General features: G+C 40.4%; 25 protein-coding genes. 15 read left to right on the forward strand and 10 right to left on the reverse strand.

What is annotated here, in order from left to right; all coding sequences use genetic code 11:
- Window positions 1–268 precede the first annotated feature (268 nt).
- From ACSLUH_RS14400 to xseB, 7 genes are all read right to left on the reverse strand, one after another.
- Window positions 269–985 (reverse strand): hypothetical protein, encoded by a 717-nt coding sequence (locus tag ACSLUH_RS14400; RefSeq protein ID WP_448568204.1) that lies wholly within the window; start codon window positions 983–985, stop codon window positions 269–271.
- A 703-nt stretch (window positions 986–1688) separates the two neighbouring features.
- Window positions 1689–3311 carry a diguanylate cyclase gene (locus tag ACSLUH_RS14405; RefSeq protein WP_448568206.1) on the reverse strand — a complete coding sequence of 541 codons (1623 nt, stop codon included), beginning with the start codon at window positions 3309–3311 and terminating at the stop codon, window positions 1689–1691.
- A gap of 83 nt (window positions 3312–3394) precedes the next feature.
- Complete coding sequence (locus ACSLUH_RS14410) at window positions 3395–4189, reverse strand: hypothetical protein (RefSeq protein ID WP_448568208.1); 795 nt, start codon at window positions 4187–4189, stop codon at window positions 3395–3397.
- A gap of 256 nt (window positions 4190–4445) precedes the next feature.
- On the reverse strand, window positions 4446–5969 hold the full coding sequence (locus tag ACSLUH_RS14415; protein WP_448568210.1) for an amidase: 1524 nt from the start codon (window positions 5967–5969) through the stop codon (window positions 4446–4448).
- A 192-nt stretch (window positions 5970–6161) separates the two neighbouring features.
- Window positions 6162–8027, reverse strand: coding sequence for a 1-deoxy-D-xylulose-5-phosphate synthase (gene dxs / locus ACSLUH_RS14420; RefSeq protein ID WP_448568212.1), 1866 nt, complete (start codon window positions 8025–8027; stop codon window positions 6162–6164).
- A 16-nt stretch (window positions 8028–8043) separates the two neighbouring features.
- Window positions 8044–8934, reverse strand: a complete 891-nt coding sequence (ispA, locus tag ACSLUH_RS14425; RefSeq protein ID WP_448568214.1) for a (2E,6E)-farnesyl diphosphate synthase — start codon at window positions 8932–8934, stop codon at window positions 8044–8046.
- Entirely contained in the window at window positions 8931–9185 is a 255-nt protein-coding gene (gene xseB / locus ACSLUH_RS14430) for an exodeoxyribonuclease VII small subunit (protein ID WP_448568216.1), read from the reverse strand. Before xseB ends, ispA begins: the two co-directional genes overlap by 4 nt.
- A gap of 283 nt (window positions 9186–9468) precedes the next feature.
- Between xseB and pomA the strand changes: the two genes are divergently transcribed.
- The 3 genes from pomA to thiI all read left to right on the forward strand — a co-directional run bounded on the left by pomA (window position 9469) and on the right by thiI (window position 12794).
- Entirely contained in the window at window positions 9469–10233 is a 765-nt protein-coding gene (gene pomA / locus ACSLUH_RS14435) for a flagellar motor protein PomA (RefSeq protein ID WP_448568218.1), read from the forward strand.
- Between the two features lie 12 nt (window positions 10234–10245).
- Window positions 10246–11214 carry a flagellar motor protein MotB gene (locus ACSLUH_RS14440; RefSeq protein ID WP_448568220.1) on the forward strand — a complete coding sequence of 323 codons (969 nt, stop codon included), beginning with the start codon at window positions 10246–10248 and terminating at the stop codon, window positions 11212–11214.
- Between the two features lie 125 nt (window positions 11215–11339).
- Window positions 11340–12794 carry a tRNA uracil 4-sulfurtransferase ThiI gene (gene thiI / locus ACSLUH_RS14445; protein WP_448568222.1) on the forward strand — a complete coding sequence of 485 codons (1455 nt, stop codon included), beginning with the start codon at window positions 11340–11342 and terminating at the stop codon, window positions 12792–12794.
- A 48-nt stretch (window positions 12795–12842) separates the two neighbouring features.
- Here the strand turns inward: thiI and ACSLUH_RS14450 are convergent, their stop codons facing one another.
- Together ACSLUH_RS14450 and ACSLUH_RS14455 are read right to left on the reverse strand one after the other, a co-directional pair.
- Window positions 12843–13766, reverse strand: coding sequence for a ketopantoate reductase family protein (locus tag ACSLUH_RS14450; protein ID WP_448568224.1), 924 nt, complete (start codon window positions 13764–13766; stop codon window positions 12843–12845).
- Window positions 13763–14119 (reverse strand): VanZ family protein, encoded by a 357-nt coding sequence (locus tag ACSLUH_RS14455; protein WP_448568226.1) that lies wholly within the window; start codon window positions 14117–14119, stop codon window positions 13763–13765. Before ACSLUH_RS14455 ends, ACSLUH_RS14450 begins: the two co-directional genes overlap by 4 nt.
- A 154-nt stretch (window positions 14120–14273) precedes the next feature.
- On the opposite strand from ACSLUH_RS14455, the gene ACSLUH_RS14460 reads away from it, so the two are divergent.
- From ACSLUH_RS14460 to ACSLUH_RS14475, 4 genes are all read left to right on the forward strand, one after another.
- Window positions 14274–14756 (forward strand): YajQ family cyclic di-GMP-binding protein, encoded by a 483-nt coding sequence (locus tag ACSLUH_RS14460; protein ID WP_448568228.1) that lies wholly within the window; start codon window positions 14274–14276, stop codon window positions 14754–14756.
- Window positions 14757–15022: 266 nt separating this feature from the next.
- The gene (locus tag ACSLUH_RS14465; RefSeq protein ID WP_448568230.1) at window positions 15023–15520 is read left to right on the forward strand and encodes a DUF2878 domain-containing protein; all 498 of its coding nucleotides are present in this window, start codon (window positions 15023–15025) and stop codon (window positions 15518–15520) included.
- Window positions 15513–16022 carry a chalcone isomerase family protein gene (locus ACSLUH_RS14470; RefSeq protein WP_448568232.1) on the forward strand — a complete coding sequence of 170 codons (510 nt, stop codon included), beginning with the start codon at window positions 15513–15515 and terminating at the stop codon, window positions 16020–16022. Before ACSLUH_RS14465 ends, ACSLUH_RS14470 begins: the two co-directional genes overlap by 8 nt.
- Window positions 16023–16024: 2 nt before the next feature.
- Window positions 16025–16582, forward strand: a complete 558-nt coding sequence (locus ACSLUH_RS14475) for a DUF3833 domain-containing protein (RefSeq protein ID WP_448568234.1) — start codon at window positions 16025–16027, stop codon at window positions 16580–16582.
- 26 nt (window positions 16583–16608) lie between these two features.
- Here ACSLUH_RS14475 and ACSLUH_RS14480 read toward each other — a convergent pair whose 3' ends face one another.
- Window positions 16609–17496 (reverse strand): TIGR01777 family oxidoreductase, encoded by an 888-nt coding sequence (locus tag ACSLUH_RS14480; protein ID WP_448568236.1) that lies wholly within the window; start codon window positions 17494–17496, stop codon window positions 16609–16611.
- A gap of 205 nt (window positions 17497–17701) precedes the next feature.
- Here ACSLUH_RS14480 and ACSLUH_RS14485 point away from each other — a divergent pair, with 205 nt between their 5' ends.
- The 8 genes from ACSLUH_RS14485 (at window position 17702) to ACSLUH_RS14520 (ending at window position 26361) form a co-directional block, all read left to right on the forward strand.
- Window positions 17702–19885: a fasciclin domain-containing protein gene (locus ACSLUH_RS14485; protein WP_448568238.1), complete on the forward strand. Its 2184-nt coding sequence runs from the start codon at window positions 17702–17704 to the stop codon at window positions 19883–19885.
- A 113-nt stretch (window positions 19886–19998) separates the two neighbouring features.
- On the forward strand, window positions 19999–20628 hold the full coding sequence (locus ACSLUH_RS14490) for a sigma-70 family RNA polymerase sigma factor (protein ID WP_448568240.1): 630 nt from the start codon (window positions 19999–20001) through the stop codon (window positions 20626–20628).
- Entirely contained in the window at window positions 20621–21292 is a 672-nt protein-coding gene (locus ACSLUH_RS14495; protein ID WP_448568242.1) for a ChrR family anti-sigma-E factor, read from the forward strand. The genes ACSLUH_RS14490 and ACSLUH_RS14495 overlap by 8 nt, the downstream gene beginning before the upstream one ends.
- Window positions 21293–21441: 149 nt before the next feature.
- The gene (locus ACSLUH_RS14500; protein WP_448568244.1) at window positions 21442–22386 is read left to right on the forward strand and encodes a YbgA family protein; all 945 of its coding nucleotides are present in this window, start codon (window positions 21442–21444) and stop codon (window positions 22384–22386) included.
- A 14-nt stretch (window positions 22387–22400) separates the two neighbouring features.
- A complete protein-coding gene (gene phrB / locus ACSLUH_RS14505) occupies window positions 22401–23810 on the forward strand; it encodes a deoxyribodipyrimidine photo-lyase (RefSeq protein WP_448568246.1) in 1410 nt (469 codons plus the stop codon).
- A gap of 81 nt (window positions 23811–23891) precedes the next feature.
- Window positions 23892–24386 (forward strand): nuclear transport factor 2 family protein, encoded by a 495-nt coding sequence (locus ACSLUH_RS14510; protein WP_448568248.1) that lies wholly within the window; start codon window positions 23892–23894, stop codon window positions 24384–24386.
- Entirely contained in the window at window positions 24383–25105 is a 723-nt protein-coding gene (locus ACSLUH_RS14515) for an SDR family NAD(P)-dependent oxidoreductase (RefSeq protein WP_448568250.1), read from the forward strand. The genes ACSLUH_RS14510 and ACSLUH_RS14515 overlap by 4 nt, the downstream gene beginning before the upstream one ends.
- Complete coding sequence (locus ACSLUH_RS14520) at window positions 25102–26361, forward strand: NAD(P)/FAD-dependent oxidoreductase (protein ID WP_448568252.1); 1260 nt, start codon at window positions 25102–25104, stop codon at window positions 26359–26361. The genes ACSLUH_RS14515 and ACSLUH_RS14520 overlap by 4 nt, the downstream gene beginning before the upstream one ends.
- The last annotated feature ends 5 nt before the right edge of the window (window positions 26362–26366 follow it).

Raw genomic sequence — 26366 nt, forward strand, 5'->3', positions numbered from 1 at the left:
AAAATGCACTAACGAAGATAAAAATCAGCAGGTTTAGTCAGTAGCCAACTAAGAGCTTATCGCTCGCTTAATAGATTTGACAACCTGTTCGCGTAAATATCAAAGAGCCAGAGATAGCTTCTCAATGTAGAGCTCGTACATAAGTATGCATTTATTTCTTTGTACTTGATTTTTGTTGTTGACGAGAGGGAGTCCACATAAGTTGGCTAAAATAACGAACGCAGTGAGGAAAAGCCAACTGTTAAAAGTCCCACACTGCAATGGCTTGTTATGAATCACCGACTTTAGGCAAAGAACTTTTGTTTCTGACCTTGAACGTAATTAAATCTATAACCATTGAATACACTTCATTATTAGTAATGAATACAACAAAAAGGTTACCTTCAGAATTTAAGCTAGATTCAACTATGCGATTGTACCCTGAAATAATTTCTGTATACCCTGAGCCGTCAACTTTGCTTAAAGCGAAAGTACGTTTATCGGTGTAGTCCAATTTAGTATCTTTATTTGTATCGCTATTAATGACCTCATAGGAAATTCCACGCGTAATGGTGTTATCTTTAAATTCACGATCAACTAGTGGTTTAATATCAATAATTAATTGTTCAATCGAATCAAACAACCATACCGCTTGGTTTGTATTTCCATTAATTAAAAGAACATTTTTTGACCGAGTGGGAGTGTAACTTCCACTACTAAATTCGTACATTCTTCCTCGTTCTTTTTTCTCTACTGAAAGTTTCTCTGACTCTAGTGGGATAAAATAGAAATCAGTATTACCAACTTTACTCGGGTAACCCAAACTCCATTTTTCTTCTTTCTTTTCATCCTGAGCCAAATTTAATGTCGGTTGGTCTACAACATCATCTTTAAGAAATGCCGATATTAATTGATAGGATATAAGTAGCGTACCTATAACAATCCCAATGAATAAAATTAATCCATTAAAATTCCAAATCCATTTAAAAAATCTATCCGTCTTCATATGACTCCATGTGATTCATAACGCTTATTATCGAGAAGTACACTTTTGCATTTTGTGTAAATCAAAATCAAAGTTAAACGCATCGATAATAATATATTGATTTATATTGAAATATTCCATCACATTAATATCATCCTTGCAAACGAATTAAAAAACAAAGCGAGACCTTATTTAACGAGACTTACTTTACTTCCTATTAAATCAAAATTACAGGTGAATTTTATTATTAATATTAGCGGCTTATGATTTGTTAAAAAACAAAGCGAGCGTGGTTGAGTTTATTTAGTAGGAAGCAAAAGTTGGCATTTTGGAAAACCTGAATTATACCTGCATATATACACAGTTGTGATAGTTGGGAAGTATCTGATGACTAAACCACCATTTATCGAATCAATTCGAAATACGACTTAAGGACGAAACGATATCATTTAAAAGCTGAAAAACCTTATTTGTACTAGGTAAAACGCTTTATCTTTTTTCATTCTAGACGGCATCCTAAGATTCAACCTTTACCGCAAGTTTTCAGATTAAACTTAGCTTAGCTTATAGGTAACTAATTTTACAGGTCTGCTCTCGGGCAATTGTTGCTACCATTTTTGTCAGCTCGAAGGTCCGTTTCTCACTCATATCTACCAGTCAGACTCAGTCCTACCTACTTAGCAAAAGTGTAAGATCAGATATGAACTATTGCAGTTCAAAAATTTTAAGCAACTTGCACTTGGTTTCTGCCTAGGTGTTTGGCGCGATACAAAGCGTCATCAGTGCGCTTGAGTAATTCATCACTACTGATCCCTTTAGTTAGGCTCGCAACGCCTAAACTGACGGTAATATTCAGTGTATCTTGTTCAATTTTAAAGCGATGCTCTTCTACGGCTTCTCTGATCCTACTTGCCAAGCTAACAGCACTTTCGGTATTTTTACCTAAACAAGTGATGGCAAATTCTTCGCCGCCGATACGAGCGATATTCTCTGATGGTCGGGTATTTTTAGTAAATATTTCAGCAAGCTCTTTCAGTATCCGGTCACCGGCAGCATGACCATAAGTGTCGTTGACGGTTTTAAATAAATCGATATCAATATAAATGATCGAGAGATCCATATTATTACGCTCAGCTATCGACATATCATGCTCTATTGATTCTAGGAATTTTCGTCGGTTAGCTAATTGGGTTAATGGGTCGGTTCGAGCATCTCGCTCAGCTTGCTCTTTTGCTTGTTGTAGTAATTTAGTATGTTGTTTTATTTCAATTTTTAAGCTGCGATTATGCCATATAAGTCCTACACCAAAGATGAGGATCAACGCCGCTAGAATTTGAGAACGATATTGGCGAATTAATGCTAATGAGCTCTGTGGTTTTGGTGGGCTGTATATAAATCGGTTTAAGTCAACAGATTTGCCTTTAAAGCTTCCCAGTTCTCTTAGGGCATGTTCAATGCGCTGCCAGCGTTTTGGGTTCATATAACCAACGGGAATGATATCTGCGTAAATTAATTTGATTAATGAGTCTGCTTCAAACGCTAATTCCTGTTGACTCTTATTCTGTGTATTGTACTTTTCTCTAATAAGTTCAATAGCTTCATCAACATGGTTAATGGCATACTCCCATCCTTTTATGGACGCAGCAATAAAGGCTTCAACTTCTTGGGGATTATCACGAATATTTTTTTCCATGGTTAGTAGGACATCACCATAAAAGTCGATCCCATAGTCACCTGGATAAAAAACGTAAAATTTAAGATCGGATTGATTCAGCTGATATAACTCATTAGAAGAATAAATATTATAAGCGTCGATATTACCATCAGTAAATTCAGACAATGCTTGTGTCGTTGGCACAATATTAAGTTGCTCTATTGCGATATTGTTTTGTTTAAATAGGGCAATGATTTCGGCATTCATGAGCCCTTTAGTGAGCATTACTTTATTGTTGATCAAATCAGCGAGTTTTGGGTAGCGACTAATTAATATCGAAGGTGATTTTTGGAAAATGGTCGCCAATGCGGATAAAGGCACATCATTAGCGCGATAAATCATGGCACCAACACCGCCAATCGCATAATCAGCTTCACCGTACATCAGCTGCTCAATGGGGCCTGGCCCAGGTAATCGCTCTAATAGTTTGACGTCTAAACCTGCTTGCTGATAAAAGCCTTTTTCCTTGGCAATATAGTAGCCCGCAAATTGAAACTGATGACGCCACTTTAATTGTAAAGTAACCGTTTTTAGCGTTTTATTGTCGATATCTTGCTGATAAGAGAGCGCCTGACACGTATGTATCAGCACAAGAAATACAATTAAAAATAGGTTAAATGCTTTGGCGATCATCCCGTATCCATCAAACTAAAAACCATCCCAAATTTTAGTATAGGTGTTTTTAGAATGATCGCTATTTAGGTGCGGATAATTTATTAATCCATTTGCGTGTTAGCGTAGCTTTCTTGGTTTAAGGTGAGAATGTTTTGTTCGGAACGCTCACTAAATCCAAAAGTAGAATCAAACGTTGAGCCGCTTTCTTCCAGAGTTTGCACGAGTCGCTGATGTATCACTTGGTAAGTTGAACGACTAAACCCATGAGCTTTAACGCTTAAAACAATATAGGCTCGACCTTTTCCAGAGAAAGTTAATTCGGAGGATATAGGAACACCTTCATCATCAATAACCACTTCAAAGTTACTCGAGAACTTACTCACGTATTCCCGAGTTCTTTTATCGTTAATGATGGCTTGCATTGGTAAATCAAATGAAAGTTTTCGCAAGGTTTGGTTATCTTGCTCAAAAGACTGTTCACCAATATATGTAGCTTGCGCAATCATTCTTTCTATTGATGAGGCCGCAGATAAGGTGTTTTTTAATTCGGTAGCGCTATTACGATTGATAGCATTTAAGGTAGGAGTTGGCGCATTTTCATCTTTTATCTGGGCACGGGCTTCTTGTTCTAATTTTAGCAATGTCTCATCACTGTAGGTCACCTGTAATCCAGTAGTATTGGCACTGAGGATAACTTCTCCTAAACCATTTTTTATCACTTTATCTTTACCGTCACCTTGCTGATAAGAGGTTTGGGTATTTAGGGTAGCTTTGATTGGTTGAGAACCTTTGAGTAAAGCAAGTTTTGACGTTAAGTCAGAGAGTCCATCGGCTAATGCGATTGGTGTTATTGAGACAGAAATAAAAACGCTAAGTGCTAACGGGATAAAACGCATGAAAAATCCTTACAGTCGATAAAAGCTAAATATTAGGCGGTATCACATTATTGGTAGTTAATGCTTATCTGGTTTTACGTTGAAACAGTATTTTCTTTGTTACCTACTATGTTTCTGTAACAATTCAAGCATTAACTGTCGTGTTTATTGTTAATATTACGGCTTGATACACTAAAAGTTCAACCGGCCTATCATCTTAATAAGAGTAGAGAACCGTTAAAAAGTTTCCTTTAGCTTTTACTTGGTTAACTAAGCGCTAAAAAGGTGCTTTACGATGTTTAGTTGCCTGCTCGTATGAAAATGCAGCCTCGATTAGCGTTGGCTCAGAAAGCTTAGTACCAAAAAAAGAAATGCCAACAGGTAATTTATGAATGTAGCCCATCGGAACGGTGATGTGTGGATAACCAGCAACGGCCGCGGCCGACGAAGCAGCGCCGAGGTAATGATCACCATTTACCCAGTCAATTTTCCAAGCTGGGCCCGTTGTCGGGGCAATAAGAAGATCTAATTTATGCTCAGCGAGCAGTTTATCTATGCCATCCGCTTGGCTCGCCTGTTTAGCTTGTTTAAGCGCAGTCAAATATTCTTTTGAAGTCAGATCTCCCTTAGCTTGGGCCATTTCAAAAATTTCTTGATTAAAGTATGGCATCGCTTTTGAAGCATTAGCCTGATTGAAGGCTATCAGTTCATTGAGTGATTTTGGTAGCTCACTTTTCGTTGTTTTTAAATACGCATTAAGGTCGGTTTTAAACTCATAAAGCAAAATATCAAATTCGGCAGAAGCCCAATCTTTCTCACTTTCAATAGCCAGTTCATCAACGATAATTGCGCCTTGCTCCCTTAAATCAGCGATTGCTTGCTCGAATACTTGGTCAAGTTGATGATGATAGCCGGTTAAGCTGCGCACAACACCAATACGTTTCCCTTTAAGACCATCATGCTTTAAGTGCTGGCTATAACGAGTAGTCACCTTTAGCGCATCACGGTCGTTATGATCAAATGCGGTGATGGCATCAAGTAAAATCACTGCGTCAGAGACAGTTCTGGCCATTGGCCCCGCGGTATCTTGACTATGAGCGATGGGGATAATGCCATCGCGACTAACGGTTCCTAAGGTAGGCTTTATCCCTACAATGCCATTAATGGCTGATGGGCAGGTGACTGAGCCGTCGGTTTCTGTGCCGATAGCCACAGTGGCAAGCTCTGCCGCCACAGCGACACCAGATCCCGAGCTCGAACCACACGGTGAACGCGTGATATCATAGGGGTTTTTAGTTTGTCCATAAAGGCTACTCCATCCACTTGACGAGGCAGTTGAGCGAAAGTTAGCCCATTCACTGAGATTAGTTTTACCAAGAATAATAGCCCCAACGTTTTTTAGTTGTTGCACTAAAAATGCGTCATCTGCAGGAAAGTGTTGTGCTAAGGCAATGGAACCTGCGCTGTTGCTCATGTCGTCAACGGTATCGATATTATCTTTGAGTAATACAGGAATTCCATGCATCTCACCTAAAAGCTCACCTTTTTTACGCATAGCATCAAGCGCTTTTGCTCTCGTTATCGCGTTAGCATTCAGCTGAGATACAGAATTTAACGTGGGTCCTGCTTGATCAACCTGCTTAATGCGAGTGATGTAATAGTTGACCAATTGTTCACTGGATATCGTTCCTTCAGACAATTGTTGTTGAAGACCTTTTATCGTGCTGGCAGGTTGTTCTATAGCGTTAGTATTAAGTGCGTAAAGGGCAGTAATGAGTACAACAAAGCGAATGAGCGACATAACCAATCCAATTAAATTTTTTATTGATGTTATACCGTGGCTTACGATTGCTGTCTAGCGCTAACCCATTAATTCGCGTTAGGGTCTGTTTACCTATGTTTACCTATGTTTACTGCAATAGGCTATGTTTGCGGATAGTTAAGCGGGGAAAATGAGGCTGTGCCCAGTGAGTTTCTAAGCACAGATTCATCATTATTTTTGCATAAAAGCCGTGATTTTATCGATAATACCCTGGCTATCTAAGCCAAGCTCTTGATGGATTTCTTGCTGGGTACCATGCTTTATAAATTGATCAGGAAGACCAATGTTCAGTACTTTTTTAGCAATACCTTGGCTGAGCACATATTCATTTACTGCTGAGCCTGCACCACCAGCAATGGCATTATCTTCAACCGTAACCAAGAGCTGATGACTTGATAAAAGGTCGTCAATTAATGCTTGATCAAGCGGTTTGACAAAACGCATATCCACTAGGGTCGCATCTAAGTGCTGGGCGGCAACTTGAGCTTCAGCTAACATGGTACCAAAGTTTAAGATAGCGATATCTTTTCCTTTTGATATCAACTTTCCTTTACCAACCTCGATTGTTTCATTGATATCAGGAAGGTCTGCGCCAGTGCCACCACCTCGCGGATAACGAACCGCAGCAGGTTGATTTAACTTGTGTCCGGTGGTGAGCATGAGTTGACATTCACGTTCATCACTTGGTGTCATGATCACTAAATTTGGAATGCAACGCATGAAACTTAAATCAAATGCACCTTGGTGGGTAGGACCGTCAGCACCGACAATACCAGCGCGATCTATCGCAAATAATACCGGTAAGTTTTGTATCGCGACGTCGTGAATAAGCTGATCGTAGCCACGTTGCAGAAAACTTGAGTAAATGGCAACAATGGCATTGTGACCACCAATAGCTAACCCTGCAGCATAGGTCACTGCATGTTGTTCGGCAATGGCAACGTCAAAGTACTTTTCAGGAAAGCGTTGACTAAATTCTACCATTCCTGAGCCTTCGCGCATCGCTGGCGTAATGGCAATTAACTTTTCGTCGAGCTCCGCGGTTTTACACAGCCAATCACCGAAGATTTGTGAGTAGCTTGGTAAGCTAGGCTTACTTTTTGGTAGCGAGGTATCTTCAGGATTAAATTTAGGTACGGCATGATATTTAATCGGATCTTGCTCTGCAGCTTGATAGCCCTTGCCCTTTTTCGTGGCAATGTGCAGTATCTGCGGGCCCTTAAGATTACGCATGTTGCTGATGGTATCAACTAAACCATTGACGTCATGACCATCAATAGGGCCAATGTAATTAAAGCCTAGCTCTTCAAAAAAGGTGCTAGGAACCACCATTCCTTTTAAGTGCTCTTCTGCTCTGCTTGCTAATTCTTTAATAGGCGGGATATTCTGTAATATCTTCTTACCGCCTTCGCGGATGCCAGCATAAAAGCTGCCAGATAGCATTCTCGCTAAGTGATTGTTTAACGCGCCAACGTTCTCAGAAATTGACATTTCGTTGTCATTCAATATGACTAACATGTCCTTATGAATATCACCCGCGTGGTTAAGGGCTTCAAACGCCATACCAGCTGTCATCGCACCATCGCCAATCACAGCAACGACTTTGCGATTTTCACCTTCTTTTTCTGCGGCGACGGCTAAACCTAATGCTGCAGAAATAGAGGTGCTTGAATGACCAACACTTAAAACGTCATATTCACTTTCTTCACGCCAAGGAAATGGGTGCAAACCGTCTTTTTGACGAATCGTATGTAATTGATCTCTACGTCCCGTCAGTATTTTGTGAGGGTAGGCTTGGTGTCCTACATCCCAAATTAAGTGGTCGAACGGCGTATTGTAAACATAGTGAAGCGCAACGGTTAATTCGATTGTGCCTAGGCCAGAGGCAAAATGGCCACTACTTTTACTTACTGAGTTTAATAAATAACGACGTAATTCTTCACTTGCTTGTGGCAACTGTGAACGACTCAGTTCACGCAAATCGCTTGGCAAATCAATTTTTGCCAATAATGGATAGTCGTTAAGGTTTATAGTCATATCTTTTTCTGCCAGCTTAACTGGTACGTTTTATTATAAAAGTGGCAAATTCTGCCAGAGATTGCGTATTGTAAGGCAAACGAGCCAAAGCTTGAAGTGCTTGTTGATATAACTGTTCAGCTTTTTGCTGAGCGCCCTCTAATCCAAGCAACATCGGATAGGTGCTTTTATTGGCTGCGACATCTGAACCGCTGGGCTTGCCTAACTCTTCTTCACTGGAGGTAATATCAATAATGTCATCTCGTACTTGATAGGCAATACCAATACAACGAGCGAAGGTTGTAAGGTGTTGTTTATCTGCGGCGCTAACGTTTTCAGCACATTCTGCTACCATCAAGACACTCGCTTCGAGCAGTGCGCCGGTTTTAAGCGAATGCAAGTGTTCAAGTTGTTCTATGCTAATTGCTCGATCTGTTGCTGCTAGGTCTAATGCTTGGCCACCGCACATGCCTTGGTAACCTGCGGCTTTAACTAATTGTCTTATTAATTCAAGTTGTTTGGTTTGACCAAAGTCAGAAAATTTGTGATTAGCAAGGATATCAAATGCAAAGGTTTGTAAACTGTCGCCAGCCAATATTGCTGTCGCTTCATCAAATGCCTTGTGACAGGTAGGTTTACCGCGTCTTAAATCATCATCGTCCATTGCAGGCAAATCATCATGCAATAACGAGTAGGCGTGAATACACTCTAACGCTGCGCCGATAGCATCAATATCTTGTGAGGCAACATTTAACGCATTGCCAGTAATATAAGCTAAATAGGGCCTCATTCGCTTACCGCCAATTAATAAGCCGTAGCGCATCGCTTCATACAATTTTTCGTCATTAACGACGAGTTCATTGAGCTTGCGATTTAAAAAACGGTCAATATGCTGCTGCAAATAATCGAGTTCGGGTAGTTTGCTCACGAATTATTCTCAGTGATATCCAAATCAAAATCGGTAAGTTGGGTTTGGCCATTCTTACTGACCAACATTTGGATCTTTTGCTCTGCTTGTTGAAGTTTTTGCTGGCTGGCATGGCTTAAAGACAAACCGCGCTCGAATAAACTCATCGCTTCTTCAAGACTAAGCTCACCAGCTTCGAGGTTATGAACAATTTGTTCAAGTTCACTGATGGATTCTTCAAAGCTCAAATTTTCAATCTTCTTTTTTGCCATAATCTCTTTCAGCACGTTAATAACTTGATGATAAATAGTGTAGGGCGCAAAGTTAACTTAGTCATTAAGTTGGGTCAATGTCCTACCAATGATATTTTACCTTGCTATGATACTAAATATTTTTATTTTTTTCGCCTATTTAAGTTAAGTTATTGAGATATTGGGCGATAATAAGAGAAGAACAATAATTTGCTCTTATTGAGCTTAATAGTCGCGCATCTTTTAAGGTTATTGTATTATCAAATGGCAAGGTGTTTAGCGCGATATATTTAGGAGACTTTTCGTGGATTTAGCTACGCTTCTGGGAATTTTGGGTGCCATCGGTTTCGTAGTCATGGCGATGGTGCTTGGTGGCGATATCAATATGTATATTGATACCCAATCAATTTTGATCGTATTTTGTGGCTCAATATTTGTTGTCTTATCGAATTATAATTTGGGGCAGTTTTTTGGTATCGGAAAAGTTATCGCAAAAGCTTTCATGTTTAAAATTGAACAACCAGAAGAGCTTATTGAAAAATCAGTTGAAATGGCTGATGCGGCTCGAAAAGGGGGGTTTTTAGCTTTAGAAGAAGCAGAAATTTCTAATTCATTTATGCAAAAAGGCGTCGACATGTTAGTCGATGGACACGATGCCGATGTTGTGCGAGGGACCTTGCAAAAAGATATTAATTTGACTACGGAGCGTCATGAAACCGGTATCGGTATGATGATGTCATTAGCAGAAATAGCACCTGCGATGGGGATGATTGGTACACTAATTGGTCTAGTTGCCATGCTATCGAATATGGATGACCCTAAAGCGATAGGCCCAGCAATGGCGGTAGCGTTATTAACGACGTTGTACGGTGCATTTTTAGCCAATATTATTGCGATTCCAATCGCCAATAAGTTGAAACTCAGACTTGCTGAAGAAAAACTAAATCAAGAGCTTATTTTAGACGCCGTGTTAGGTATTCAAGATGGTCAAAACCCGCGGGTTATTGAAGGGTTATTGAAAAACTATATTGCCGAAGGTAAGCGCGTCGTCAATACGACAGAAGAGTAGGAATAAAGCATTATGGCTAGTAATCCTCCAGAGTGTAAGTGCCCACCACCAGGCTTGCCGCCATGGATGGGAACTTTTGCGGATTTAATGTCACTATTAATGTGTTTTTTCGTGCTGCTGTTGTCATTTTCTGAAATGGATGTATTGAAATTTAAACAAATTGCTGGGTCAATGAAGTTTGCTTTTGGTGTGCAAAATAAAATTGAAGTTAAAGATATTCCTAAGGGAACTAGCATTATTGCTCAAGAGTTTCGTCCTGGAAAACCTGAACCAACGCCGATCGAAGTGATTCAACAACAAACCGTCGAAATGACTCAACAAATGCTGGAGTTCCAAGCGGGGGATGAAACCTCGGCGGGGGGGCGTCAGGAACAGCGCGGTACAGAACGCGGTGGTCAATCACAAAGTACTGCTGATGAGCAATCCGCTCAAGCCAATCAACAAGCAAAAGACGAGCTAGAGCAGGCATCGCAAGAGCAAGTAAATGAGCTGGTGAAAAAAATCGCAGAGCAAATGGAACAGCAAATTCAAGATGGCGCTATTGAATTAGAATCCCTTGGTCAGCAAGTGATTATTCGCATTCGTGAAAATGGCTCCTTTGCCGCAGGTTCAGCATTTTTACAACCTCAGTTTAAACCTATTATTCAGGAAATAGGTGAGCTGCTGGCAACTATTCCTGGAGAAGTAACAGTTTCAGGTAATACCGATAATCAAGGGATAAATACTGAGCTGTATAGTTCTAATTGGGATTTATCGAGTAAAAGGGCGGTTGCTATTGCTCATGAACTTATTAAAGTCTCAGGGTTTGATCCTACTCGGATGATGGTTGTTGGCCGCGCTGATACCAGACCACTAGTGCCTAACACCAATGCACTTAACCGTAGGCGTAATCGCCGTGTTGAAATTGCGATTAATCAGGGGAAGGCGAAGGAATCTCAACCAATTTCAATCTCTGCTGATAGTTCGACTGAGAACCAGTAACCATTGAACCAAAAGATGATCATAGCCCATGTGTTCTGCTAGAGCACATGGGCTATTTGCTTTAGCTAATTTAGTCAAACTTGTGTATAATCCGCGCCACTAAATTTTACTGGGTCGTTGTTAACATGAAGTTTATCGTTAAATTACAAGCTGAAATCACTATCAAAAGCCGTCCTGTGCGCAAACGTTTCACAAAGATCTTAGAGTCTAATGTGAAAAACGTGCTGCGCCGTGTTGATGAACAAGTCACAACACGCATGCACTGGGACAGTATTGAAGTTAACAGTAAAAACGAAAGCCCAGAAAATCGCGATAAACTCATTGAGACGTTAAAGTGCATACCCGGTGTACCGGCCTTTATTGAGGTAGAGCAGCTAGAATTTACCGATTTACATGATATTTTTGAAAAAACTCTCGCGGTTTATGCAAAAGCCATTGAAGGTAAAACCTTTTGTGTTCGTGTTAAACGAACCGGAACGCATGATTTTTCTTCATTGGAAGTTGAGCAATATGTTGGTGGAGGTTTAAACCAAAATGTTGAGAGTGCTCGCGTAAAATTAAAAGATCCACAAGTAACGGTTCGCTTAGAAATTCGCAATAATATCGTCAGTATTGTTACCAATAGCTTTAAAGGTTTAGGTGGTTTTCCAATTGCAACCCAAGAAGACGTTTTATCATTGATGTCTGGTGGATTTGACTCTGGCGTTGCTAGCTATCAGATGATTAAAAAAGGCTCTCGTACTCACTTTTGCTTTTTTAATTTAGGTGGCACGGCACATGAAGTTGGTGTTAAACAAGTGAGTTATTACTTGTGGGATAAGTTTGGTGCATCTCATCGGACAAAGTTTTATTCGGTAGACTTTGATCCTGTCGTCGCCGAAATTCTAGAGAAAATCGAAAATGGTCAAATGGGGGTGATCTTAAAGCGAATGATGATGCGTGCCGCATCTAAAATCGCTGAGAAGAAAGGCATCCAAGCATTAGTAACAGGCGAGAGTGTAGGACAAGTGTCCAGTCAAACATTGACTAACCTAAATGTCATAGATCGCGTCACTGAAACATTAATTCTTCGCCCGTTAGTCGCTTATGATAAGCAAGAAATCATTGATATAGCCAGAGCCATCGGCACTGAAGATTTTGCTAAAACTATTCCTGAGTATTGTGGCGTAATTTCAAAGAAACCGACAGTTAAAGCGGTATTAAGCAAAATTGAAAAAGAAGAACAAAACTTCGATTTCTCCATTTTGGATAAAGTGGTTGAAGAAGCGCGGGTTTATGATGTTCGCGATATTGGGCAAGAAACAGAAGCGGAAATTAGCGCCGTTGATACTGTCGAAGAAATTGGTGCCAATGACATTGTGTTAGATATTCGTAGTGCTGAAGAAGAGGATGAAAGCCCATTAGCGATCGATAATGTTACCGTTAAGCATATCCCATTTTATAAGCTTGCGAGTAAATTTGGAGATTTAGATCAAAGCAAACAATACTTACTGTATTGTGATCAAGGGGTAATGAGTAAGTTGCAAGCCTTGATTTTAAAAGATAACGGATACCAAAACGTTAAGGTATATCGTAAATAGCGATACAATGGCGTCTGTAGCACTATATCAGACGTTCACCGTTTTTCGTTACTCGCAAAACGGTGAAGCTTGAGATAACGCTAAAATTTGTTGTGTAACTTGATGATGGGCTGTCGTTTCGATGCCATGCTTTTGTCCAAGCTGACATATATAGCCGTTGATGGCGTCAATTTCTGTTGGTCGTTTAGCAAGGATATCCGCACGCATCGAAGAGGTGTTTTTGGCGGTTGCCTCTGCTACAGATTTTACCTGAGTAAGCAAAACCTCTAGCGTTAAGTTAACTCCTTGTTGATGAGCTGCAACAGCGACGAGCTCGGTTAATAGTTGTCGCGTAATCGATCGGTATTTTGCTTGATTAATTACGCCATTGTTAACGTTGTCGATAGCTGTTAGTGGGTTTATCACACAATTAATCGCCAGTTTTTGCCATTGCATTTGTAACATGTTGTTTTGCCAAAGCACTGGTTCTACCGCGTTATTGAGAACGTTGACCAATTCAATTTTACGTTGGTGAGTTAATGTGCCATTAACAAGGCCAATATCTGATTGTCCGTAACCTGTGTGTTGAACATAAAAGGGTGAAAGTCGTTTAGCACCATGAGTGGTGACCATCGCCAAAAACGTATAGCGCTTAAGCCATTGCTCTGGCATGTTATCGAGCACCCCTAAGCCATTGTGACAGAGTACGATAATAGCCTTGTCATTGTCAGTTGTTGTTAATGGTTGTAGTGCGTTGACGACATCAAATGATTTCACGCAGCAAAGCACCAGATCAGCATTCCTTAAGTGTTCAATTGAGGAACGGCGGCACGCTGACTGCTCCTCTTGTTGATTTTGATTTAAAAACTTTATCGATTTTGGCACCGCTTTGATACGAGGAGAGCATTGTAAAGAGATTGCGCTGTGTAGCTTGGCGAGCTGGTGATACCATAAAAGACCAACAGCGCCTTGGCCAATAACGACGATATTCATATTCGTTGTTGCCGACGATAAAGCGTGGCGCCCCATTTGATAACCGCAAAGAAGCCAATGCCAACCAGATCCGCAAAAAAATCGCTTAGTTCGCCATTTCGAAAGCCTAAATATAGCTGTGCAAGCTCGGTAAGCCCTGCGTAAATACTCAGGGTAATGATAATGTTTATCAGGGGAAATCGACCAACGCTGCACAATAGCCAAGAAAGTAAGAAGAACCCAATGATGTGTCCTATCGAATCAAGCTTGGTGGCTCGAATATAAATTGCTTGAATATCACTCGACAAAAAATAGCCAGCAATAACAACGATAAAAAGCAGTAAAAAAGAGATTAATAAAAAGTGGCGCTTCATGATCAAAAGGGTTGTTGAGCAGGTGCGAGTAGTTTATCAGCCTGAGATGAAACAACAACATTTATAGTTTGGCATGTTTTAAGATTTTGCTAGAATCATGATTATTTTTAGCTACAACCTGTAGTAAATCATTTTTTTTACCGAGGAGCTTGTTATGCCGTCAATGGACATAGTGTCGGAAATTAACTTAGAAGAAGTACGTAATGCGACCGAAAATGCGAGTCGAGAATTAGACACCCGTTTCGATTTTCGAGGGGTTGACGCAAGTTTTGAATGGAAAAAACCTAATGTGGTTATTACCGCAGAAGGTGAGTATCAAGTTCGCCAGTTAACCGATATGTTGAGATCTCAGCTAACTAAACGCAACGTAGATGCTAAGGCGATGTCTGTCGGATCTCCAGAAATCACCGGTAAACGTTGTACGGTTAATGTCACCTTTAAAGAGGGCATTGAGCAACCTGTGGCCAAAAAAGTGGTAAAGTTGATTAAAGATAGCAAACTTAAAGTGCAAGCAGCGATTCAAGGTGAGCAAGTGCGTGTCACCGGCAAGAAAAGAGATGATTTACAGATGGTTATGCGATTGGTTAAAGACGCCGATTTAGAGCAAACCTTTCAATTTACAAACTTTAGAGATTAAACGCTAACTCCATCCTTTTATTCGTAAATCGAAGCGGTGCGTTTTTAACGTACCGCTTTTTTTATAACAGTAGGCTAGGGTCTGTAGGCCTTTGTTTAAAATTTATGCTGAGTGATAAAATGACGTTAATCGAGGCAAGGCCATATAAGATTTGTCAGCACAACAACAATGTTTATCGATAAGATAGTGCTTGAAATGATATACATTGAACTTTTTTTTATGCCTAACGTATTTAACAACAATAGTTGATTAAAACGGAGAATGATGTGAAAAAGTTAGTCAACTTTGGCTTTTTCTATTTGATTTGGTTTGCATGTGTCTTGTATGGCAATGCGGCGGTGCCCTTTGTTTTGCTTGCTGTTACCTTGCATTTATTCAAGTTTGGTGATCGTCAAGAGGTGATGTTGGTGATGGCGATAACGATACTTGGCATCATCGTCGACTCGTTCTTAATGTTTTTTGACGTCTTTGTTTTTGCTGAGCAAGTGTTGGTGATCCCGCTCTGGTTAATCGCTATATGGATGGCATTTGCTTGTACATTACGCCATAGCTTGAGTTTTTTTTATTCCCTTCCTCAATGGCAAATATTAGCGGGTGCGATTGCAGGTCCTCTTAGCTACTACTCTGGATACCTGCTTAATGCCGTCGAATTTGGTCGGAGCACAATGTTGACCTTAGGTGTATTGGCTATAATCTGGGGAGTTTTATTTAAATTATTTATGGTATTAGCAGCTTATTCTGTAAAGGAAGTGCGTTATGGTTAGGTTATTACAAGTTACGATACTAATTGGCTATTTATTGAGTGCGGTGAATGCACAACCGCTACAAATTAATGGCGCTTCATATACTCCGGTGGGTAAGGCGACGTTTTCAGTACTTTGGTTTGATATTTATCAAAGTGAGTTGTTCACGCGTTCCGGAAGATTTAGTGACGGTGAAGTCGATTTTGTTTTTAAAATCGACTACCTAAAAGCGATTTCTCGTGACGAGTTACTTGAGCGCACCATAGAGCAATGGCAACACATAAAATATCAAGAGCACCAGTACCAAAGTTACCTACCCACACTGAAATCTATTTGGCCAGATATTGACGCTGGCGATCAATTGATGATGGTTACCAGCCAAGATAAAAGTGAATTTTTTTACAATGGTCAGCCCATAGGTGAAATCAATGATGCTAACTTTGGTCGCATTTTTATTGATATTTGGGTTTCTCCAAATACCAGTCAACCGAAATTAAGAAAACGTTTATTAGGGGAAATTTAATTATGGTAGCACCAGTTGTTTCACGTTTTTTCATGGTAATGTTTTGCGTTTTCATATTCGGGTGTGGTGCTTCATTGTTAGATTACCGCAACACCACACCTAAATTAAAACTCGACGATTACTTTAATGGTCCAATAGTCGCTTGGGGGATGATACAAGATTACCAAGATAAGGTGACGCGACGTTTTTGTGTCGAGCTCAATGGTAGTTGGCAAAAAAATGAAGGGCTTCTTAAAGAGACATTTTATTTTGACGATGGTGAAGTATCTTACCGTGATTGGTATTTGACTAGACAAGTCGATGGAACGTATACCGGTAAAGCTGATGACGTCATTGGTCAGGCATCAGGGCGAAGTTCGGGCATGGCTTTTCGTTGGAACTACACCTTAAGTATTGATATCGATGGTAAAAACTATCAGTTCAATATGGATGATTGGATGTATCAGTTAGATGACTATCGTTTGTTTAATCGAACTGCGATGAAAAAATTTGGGATTGAAGTTGCCCACATCACCTTGTTTTTCGACAAAGAGCAGCCATTACGTCAATGCCAAGGTTAATGAAAACAGCGTGTTGAAGTTTTACCTTAGACTAAATCACTAAAGGCTTCTGTTAAGTGGCTAAAACGAAATTTAAAGTTTGTATCAATAAGTTTCTTTGGAACAACATGTTGACCGTAAAGGAGTAAGTCAGCCATTTCCCCAAATAGTAGTTTAGCGATGATCGTGGGCATCGGAAAAATACAGGGACGTCTTAATGCTCGAGCATAAGCCTTGGAAAATGCTAAATTTGTCGCTGGGTTAGGGGCCGTCATATTTATTGGGCCGTCTAGCGCAGGCGTATCGATAATATGGATGATAGCAGCAACCATGTCATCGATGTGGATCCAAGACATGTATTGCTTTCCTGTGCCGATAGCACCGCCAAGACCTAGTTTGAACGGCATTGCCATTTTTGCGAGTGCGCCACCATTTTTGGACAGTACTATGCCGGTTCTCAACAAACACACTCTCGTATTTTCGCTTTTTGCTTGTAAGGCTATTTCTTCCCAGCGTTGACAAACCGTGTGTGAAAACTCTTCATTGATATCTTGATAGTTTTCATCGATGTGCAAACAAGTTTGTCGACCATAATAGCCAATAGCACTACCTGAAATGAAGGTGGACGGCTGATTAGTTGCTTGTGCTATTTTCTCCACTAGCTGCTCGGTTAATTGCCATCTACTTTGACAAATCCGCTGTTTCTGTTGGTCAGTCCAACGCTTATCAGCAATTGGTTCCCCGGCTAGATTGATGACGATATCAACAGTGTTGAAGTCGACATCTTCTAAGGTGTCGACAAAGGTTATAGAGTTGCCATTATTATTTACGCTCGCTTTTTTGCCACGAGAGAGCACAATAACTTCTGTGTTATTTAGCTGCTTAATTAGTGCAGAACCGATTAAGCCAGTGCCACCAGTTAGTAAAAGCTTCATGACACCTCCACGCATCATTTATTAAATTTGCTAAATTTAGGGTTCAAAACGCCCTCGTTAATTCTAGTCCAATATGACTACGAACAATGACGAGTTTTAGTTCATCTCGCGATTAAACATTTATTTACTTTTCAACAAAAATTTGTGATCCGCTTGAATTGAAGTGCGTATTTTCGGATGAACTTAACTTAAGAGGACTAGGCAAGTGAAAACGTTAAAAACGACTTTGATAATATTGTTTAGCTTGGTTTGGCTACAAGCGTGTAACGATGATGATGACCCAATTACGACCCCTCAACCCGATCCGAATACCATTGTTGATGTTGCCGTTGCCGATGGTAATTTCACAACCTTAGTTGCTGCATTGCAAGCGACAGGCCTTGATGAAACACTTGATGATGAAAATGGTTCATTTACTGTTTTTGCCCCCACTGACGCAGCATTCGCGCTGTTGGGACAAGAGACGATTGACGCTTTATTGGCTGACACAGATACACTTAGCGATATTCTATCTTATCACGTGATCGCTGGTGAGGTTGATTCGAGCGCGGCGATTGCAAGTGCTGGTACAACTGTAGAGATGGTCAACGGTGACTTCGTCGGCTTATCACTTTCTGGTGATAACTTATTAATTAATACTGCAACCATTACCACCGTTGATATTACAACGGATAATGGCATCATTCATGTGATTGATGCTGTGTTAATTCCACCACAAGACAAAGGAACACCGACTGCAAACATTGTCGAAACTGCTGTGGCTGCAGGAACTTTTAATACATTAGTTGCTGCGCTCCAAGCGACGGGACTTGACGCAACGTTAGCAGACGAAAGCGCTTCGTTTACCGTTTTCGCTCCTACCGATGCAGCGTTTGCCGCGATTGGTGAAGAAACAATCGCGACATTGTTGGAAAATCCAGACGTTTTATCGAGTATCTTACTTCAACATGTCGTGGCGACAGAAGCTAATTCTATTGCTGCTTACAGCTTAAGCGGTAATGATCTTGAGACCGCTTCAGGTGCGATGATCCCACTAGCTATCAATGCTGACACCGACATGCTAACGTTTGGTGGCGCCAACATTGTCACTAAAGATATTTACACTACTAACGGTGTTATTCATGTTATAGACACGGTAATTGTTGCCGACGTTGAAATTCCAACAACAGCGCAGTCGATTGTCGATGTCGCTGTTGCAAATGGTAATTTCACTACCTTAGTTGCTGCCTTACAAGCAACTGGTTTAGACACTGTGTTAGCTGATCCAGATACAGATTTTACCGTATTTGCTCCAACGGATGATGCATTTGCTCTGTTAGGTCAGGAAACCATTGACGCTCTTCTCACTGATACTGACGCGTTACGTAATATTTTACTATACCATGTGATTGTTGGTGCAGAAGTGTTGCAAGATGCTGCCGTAACAGTGGCTCAAGGAAGTGACAGTAAGGTGACCATGGGTAATGAGCAACAAGTTGCTTTATCTTTTGCTGACTCGATGCTGTATGTGAATCAATCAAAAGTGTCTGCTGCCGATGTTATGGCGGACAACGGTGTTATTCATGTTGTCGACCAAGTTATCTTGCCACCAACAATGAAAGATGAACCTACGCAAAGTATCGTTGATGTTGCCTTAGCTGACGCTAAATTTTCGACGCTAGTTGATGCTCTGACTGCAGCTAACTTGGTTGATACTTTGGCCAATGAAGATGCTACATTTACCGTTTTTGCCCCAACGAACGACGCATTCAATAAAATAGAGTCTTCGACTTTAAATGCGCTTTTAGCGGATACCGACGCATTGACTGCGGTATTATTACAACACGTTGTTGCTGAACAAGAGATTAGCTCAATAGATGCCTATGCAGCCAATGGTGGCTCAGTTAATACCGTTGCTAATAACGATGTGACTGTACGCCTTGTCAATTTTACCGACTATGCAAATTCGAGTATGGATGAAGTTGCTTATGATGCTTCACATCAGATATTAGTAGGCGGACAAGGTTCATCAATGGCAGGTAAAACGCTCTATGTATTTGACAATGATTTAGGAACAGCAGGCAGTGTCTGTAATGACACGTGTGCAACTAACTGGCCTCCTGTGCTTGTGACAGACGGGCAAGTTTCTGCTTTACCAGGTTTGTCAGTTATCACACGAGATGACGACACAATGCAAGCCGCTTTCATGGGACGTCCATTGTATTTTTACATTGGTGATGAAGCAGCGGGTGATATGAATGGTGATGGCTTAAACGGCGTGTGGCATAAAGTCATGCAACCACAGGTGTCATTACAAATTCAAGGCAGTAATGTCATCACTAAGGATATCTACACCACTAACGGCGTTATTCATGTAATCGATACTGTGATTACTGAAACCCTTGAGTAGCGTATTTAATCTTAAAAAAGCTCTCAAATTTATTTGAGAGCTTTTTTTATTTTTTGTGATCTTAGTGAAAATTTTTGCGTATTTAAGATTAAGTGTTTAATTTAGGAACTACTATGCTTGAAATAGAAAACTCAAGATACGGCAATAACCCAAGGAATGTTAGTCCTAAATATATGTTAGATAATGAACAACACCAGCAACTCAGTGCGTGGCTTTGTGAAGTCGCCTCTGAACGAAGTAAAGTCGCTTTCACCCATTTGTTTAAGTTCTTTGCCCCAAAGATACAGCGGATATCGCAAAGTAAATTGAATAATGAAGCGTTAGCTTCAGAGGTCGTTCAAGAAACGATGAGTAACGTGTGGAGAAAAGCCCATTTGTTTAACGCCGACAAAGGAGCAGCGACAACATGGGTTTATACGGTCATGAGAAATGTGACTTTTGATTTACTCAGAAAAATTAAGAGTAAGAAAGAAGATAACTTAAGTGATGATATTTGGCCGGTTTTTGAAGCAGAATTAACGCAAGACGAATTGTTTGGTGACCATTTAGCAAGTGAACAAATGAGTAAAGCATTAAACAAATTACCAGAACAACAACAAGAAGTCGTTCGTGGTTTTTACTTTTTAGAGTTGTCTCAAGAGCAATTGGCGACGAATTTAAATATACCGCTTGGAACGGTGAAATCACGTTTGAGATTAGCTTTAGCGAAGTTAAAGCAAGAGATAGGAGCTGATCATGATTAAACATCATCCTAAAAGTGAACTACTTGAGGTCTACGTCAGTGGCGAATTACCTGCATCATTGTCGGCGGCAATTGCGATTCATGCAGATATGTGTCCAGAATGTCAGCGAAAAATCGCGGCGATGACTGAATATAACGCGAATGCATCTTTTGAAGAGGCTTTTTTACATACCTTTCAGGTTGATGACGCTAGTATTGATGTAGACTTTGACAGCATGATCGAGAGTATCACGTCAAATGACGATATTGCGTTAGCTAATGACGACGTTTCTGTAACGTTAAATATTAAAGGTAATCAATATCAACTGCCGCGTGCTTTAAATCATATGCCCATTGGTAGTTGGAACAGTATTGGCAAGCTAACCCGAGCTCGTGTTAATTTGGAAGAGGGCGAAATTCGCTCGAGCCTTTTGAAGATTCATCCAGGGGGAAGCGTTCCTGAGCACACGCATAAAGGTTTTGAGTTAACCGTGTTGTTAAGTGGTAGCTTTAAAGATGAGCTGGGAGAGTATGTTCCTGGTGACTTTATCATGCTCGATGGTTCACATACCCATCATCCAGTAAGCGAAAGAGGGTGTTTGTGCTTCACCGTTGCGAACGATGCACAACATTTTACCCAAGGTATTAATAGGTTATTAAATCCGATTGGAACCTTTATCTATTAAATAACGCACAACTTAACTTGAAAATAAAGTCCATCAACATCTTTATCATAGGCTAAAATTTTAAAAAGATTGATCTGAACAGGGAAGTTCCCCGTACTTAACTATTATTCGTTTGCTTTTAAGCAACGCCTTTGCTGGGAGTACAACTCATGACATCACCTATCAACATAGGTATCAGTGCGTGTTTAGTAGGACAACAAGTGCGCTATGATGCCAGTGCTAAAACCTCCAATTTTTGTGTTAAAGAACTAGGGAAACACGTTCAATATCGAGCGTTTTGCCCAGAGGTCGCTATCGGTTTGCCGGTTCCAAGACCAACGATTAGACAAATACGTAAGGGAGATGTGATCCGTGTATCACAACCTGATGGCAGTGGCGATGTGACTGAGGCTTTATCAGAATATGGTCAAAGAGTAGCTAAAATCGCTTCGAAATTAAGCGGTTATATATTTTGTGCCAAGAGCCCAAGCTGCGGAATGGAAAGAGTTAAAGTGTATCAAGAAGATGGCAAAGGGTCGAAATCCGATGGAATAGGTGCATTCGCTAAAGAAATTATGGCAGCGAATCCGCTATTACCCTGTGAAGAAAATGGCCGACTTAATGATGCGATTATTCGTGAAAACTTTGTTGCTCGAGTGTTTGCATACCGAGATTGGCAAGACTTAGTAAAATCAGGGTTAACTAAGCATAAATTATATGCATTTCACAGCCGTTATAAATATACGGTGATGAGCCACGACTTGGTTGCTTATAAAGATCTGGGGCGTTTACTAGCTGGGAATGAATTAGATTTAGAGACAGTAGCGCAACGTTATATTGCTGGGCTAATGGCTGCCATGAAAATAAAAGCAACCCGCAAAAAACACGCAAATACGTTACAACACATTCAAGGGTATTTCTCTAAAGAGTTAACACCGGAAGAAAAGCAAGAGCTGGTCACACAAATTGAAGAATACCGTAAGGGCTTGGTTCCCCTTGTTGTGCCGTTAACATTACTGAAACACCACCTGATGAAGTTTCCAAAGAAATACCTGGCAGAGCAGTTTTATTTAAACCCGTATCCACCAGAATTAAAACTTAGATATGGTTACTAGTACAAGGACGTTAAATGTTACTTTGGTTTCGAAACGACTTACGTATCGAAGATAATCCTGCGTTGTTGTATGCATTACAGCATCAAGCAACGACGGCTATCTACTTTACAACACCTAAACAATGGCAACAGCATGATATCTCGCCGATTAAGGTTGATTTTACCTTACGACATGTTCAACACCTTGCCATAGAGTTGCAGCGCTTTGGCATTAACCTTGTGGTAAAGGAAGTTGAAGATTTTCAACAGCTTCAGGATTATCTGTTATCGTTTTGTCATCATTATGGCTTTAAAGATGTGGTCGCGAACGCAGAACTTGAATTAAATGAACGCAAACGAGATCAACAGTTAATTGAAGGTGGTTTGTCACTGAAGTTATTTGAATCCGATGTGATTGTTAGCAAGGGCGAAATACTCAATAAAGATGGCCAAATGTACAAGGTTTTTACGCCATTTAAAAAGGCGTGGTTATCCTATGTTATTAAGCATGGCTATCAATGTATTGATGATCACGCCTTGGCACCTTTTGATAGTCAGCAAAAAGATATCAACCTAGAAGAAAAGCAAGCGATTAAAACGGGGTTTCCGCGAGTTTCTTCGGCTAACTGGCCTTTAGCAGATGTGTATTGTCAAGAGCAATTGCCGGCTTTTCTTGATGGTACAATTCATCGTTATCATCTCGATCGAGACATCCCAGGTATTGATGGTACCTCATCCCTTTCCCCCTACCTTGCAATAGGTGCCATTAGTGTACGAGATGTCTTTAGACGTTTGTTACTTAAAAACCCCAGCTTGCTTGTTGAACCAGACAATGAGGCTAACAAGGGGGCAATGACCTGGTTAAATGAACTGATTTGGCGGGAGTTTTATCGTCATTTACTTTTTCATCATGAAAAGCTTTGCCGTCATCAACCTTTTATTGAAAAGTACGTTCAATGGCAATGGCCTAATGACAAACAGTTAATCGAAGCTTGGCAGCAAGGAAAGACTGGCTACCCGATTGTTGATGCGGCGATGCGTCAACTGACGACAACAGGGTGGATGCATAATCGGTTAAGAATGATTGTGGCGAGTTTTTTAACAAAGCATTTGTTAGTCGACTGGCGAATAGGAGAGCGTTTTTTCTCTGAGCATTTAATCGATCTTGACTTAGCAGCTAATAATGGTGGCTGGCAATGGGCAGCAAGCACAGGTTGTGATGCACAACCTTACTTTCGTATTTTTAATCCGATAACGCAAAGTGAGAAGTTTGATCCTCAAGGTAACTTCATTCGTAAGTTTTTACCAGAGTTACGTGATATACCAGTAAAAGAAATTCACTTTCCTCACAACTATATTAAAAGGCATCAGCTTAATGTTTATTGGCCGGCGATAGTAGAGCATAAAGTTGCGAGGGAGCAAGCGTTAAGTTTTTATAAAGTTTAATGTTTTTCGAATAATATCAACGGTAAAACTCGCAAATTTCGCTCATTATTTCTACTATTACTAAAAGGTTGTTGAAAAGTTATGGAGACGGTAATTAATCAACCGCACGATGAACATCAAGTCCAAGCGAGCCACAATGATCCGCAAGGTCAGCCCGTTTGGCTGAAAAGATTTGTTGAAGCTTATCAACAGTTGGGGGTCAAAGACTTTACCAGCTTAGAACGAGTGTATCATGATGAGATTGTCTTTATTGATCCTTTACACCGACTGGTTGGTAAAGCGGTGTTACTTGATTATTTCAAGGGCTTATATACCCATCTGGTTTCATGTCAATTTAGTATCGACTCAGTCTTTGTTAGTGATGACCAAGCTGCCGTTTATTGGCGGATGACATATCAACATCCTAAGCTTAACCGGGGACAACCAGTAGAGGTTTCAGGCCACTCTCACCTTAAAGGGAATGGAGAGCAAGTATATTATCATCGCGATTACCTTGATGCAGGCGCCATGCTTTATGAGCATATTCCGTTATTAGGTTCATTAGTTAAATTGGTTAAGAAGAGAGCCGTGGCATGAAGCAGATTGTCATTACCGGAGCCTCGTCAGGTATAGGGCAAGCGTTGGCGAAAGCTTACGCTGAGCGAGGTGAAAATGTTTACGCTTGTGGGCGCAATCAGAGCAAGTTAGCACAAATGGCCAAAGATAATGAACACATTCATCCTGTAATCTTTGATGTCACCGAGCCAGAACAGATTAAACAAGCGGCTAGCGACGTTCCTACTATTGATTTGTTAGTGCTAAATGCTGGCGATTGCCAATATATTGATGATGTTATTAATTTTGAGTCAGAGAAATTCAAACAGGTCATTAAGGTAAACCTTCTTAGTTTAGGTGATTTGCTACACGAATTTTTGCCGAAACTGTCTCAAGGAGGGCGGGTTGTTTTTATTAGTTCGCTAGCCACGGTTTTACCTTTTACGCGCAATCAAGCCTATGGTAGTTCTAAAGCCGCTATTAATTATCTTGCTGAATCTTTAGCGGTAGATCTGGCCAACACATCAATAAATGTCACTCTCGTGCAGCCTGGTTTCGTTAAAACGCCATTAACCGATAAAAATGATTTTGAAATGCCTTTTATTATGACTCCCGAAGAAGCTGCTAATCGAATTATTTCTGGACTAGATCATGGAAAATCGTCAATTGTCTTTCCCAAACGGTTGGCGTGGTTACTAACGTTTTTGTCATGGCTCCCGTCAAGCTGGGTTCAGCCAATATTGCAAAAGGATAATAAATGAAGAAGATTGCTGTCATTGGCTCAGGAATATCGGGCTTGGTTAATGCTTACTTGCTTTCAAAGAAACATCAAGTAACAGTTTATGAAAAAAATAATTATATTGGTGGCCACACGGCAACCGTCGATATTGAGTATGGTGGACAAGCGTATGCCATAGATACTGGCTTTATCGTATTTAATGATAGAACGTACCCAAACTTTTTAGCGTTACTGTCGCAACTCGGCGTCGATAAGCAAGCAACTGAAATGAGTTTTTCCGTTCGTAATTGCCAATCTGGATTAGAATATAATGGCCATAACCTTAATACCTTGTTTGCTCAAAGAAGAAATGTTTTTAGCCCAAAGTTTATCGGCTTAGTCAGGGAAATATTGCGTTTTAATCGCCTGTGTAAGGATATTTATCATCACAATCGTTATCGCGATGCAATGACGTTGGGACAGTTTTTAACAGAACAAAAATTTAGTCAGTTTTTTGCTGAGCATTACATCTTACCGATGGGCGCTGCAATTTGGTCAAGTTCTATCGCGCAAATGGAAGCGTTTGAATTTAAGTTTTTTGTTCAGTTCTTTTATCATCATGGCTTGCTGAATGTCACCGATAGACCTCAATGGTATGTTATTCCAGGAGGTTCAAAGAATTATATTCCGCCTCTGGTTAAACCGTTTGAAGAGCGCATACACCTCAATAGTCATATAACTGAAATTAAAAGAGTTAATGATAAAATCGAACTTTATTTTGATGATAATAGCATGGAAGTTTTTGATGAGCTGGTACTGGCTTGTCATTCTGACCAAGCACTTGCTTTACTCGCGGATCCAACCGAGCAAGAACGTCAAATATTATCGGCAATGCCATATCGTGCTAATGATGTTGTTTTGCACACCGATGAGCGTTTATTGCCGAAGAGAAAACTAGCATGGGCCAGTTGGAATTATCAATTAAATCAAGATAGAAGTGTGCCAGCCAGCGTCACTTACAATATGAATATTTTGCAAGGAATAAAAAGTGATACCACATTTTGCGTTACGTTAAATCAGCGACATGCAATAGCAGAAGAGAAAATAATAAAATCATTTACTTATCATCATCCAGTCTTTTCAGTGACATCGTTAGCAGCGCAACAGCAACGATCACTTATATGTGGTAAAAACCATACGCACTTCGCTGGCGCCTATTGGTATAACGGATTCCACGAAGATGGTGTAAAAAGTGCCGTTGATATTGCTAATCGTTTCGATTGCTCATTAGAGGCGTAAAGTCG

It is taken from the genome of Thalassotalea ganghwensis (assembly GCF_053485795.1).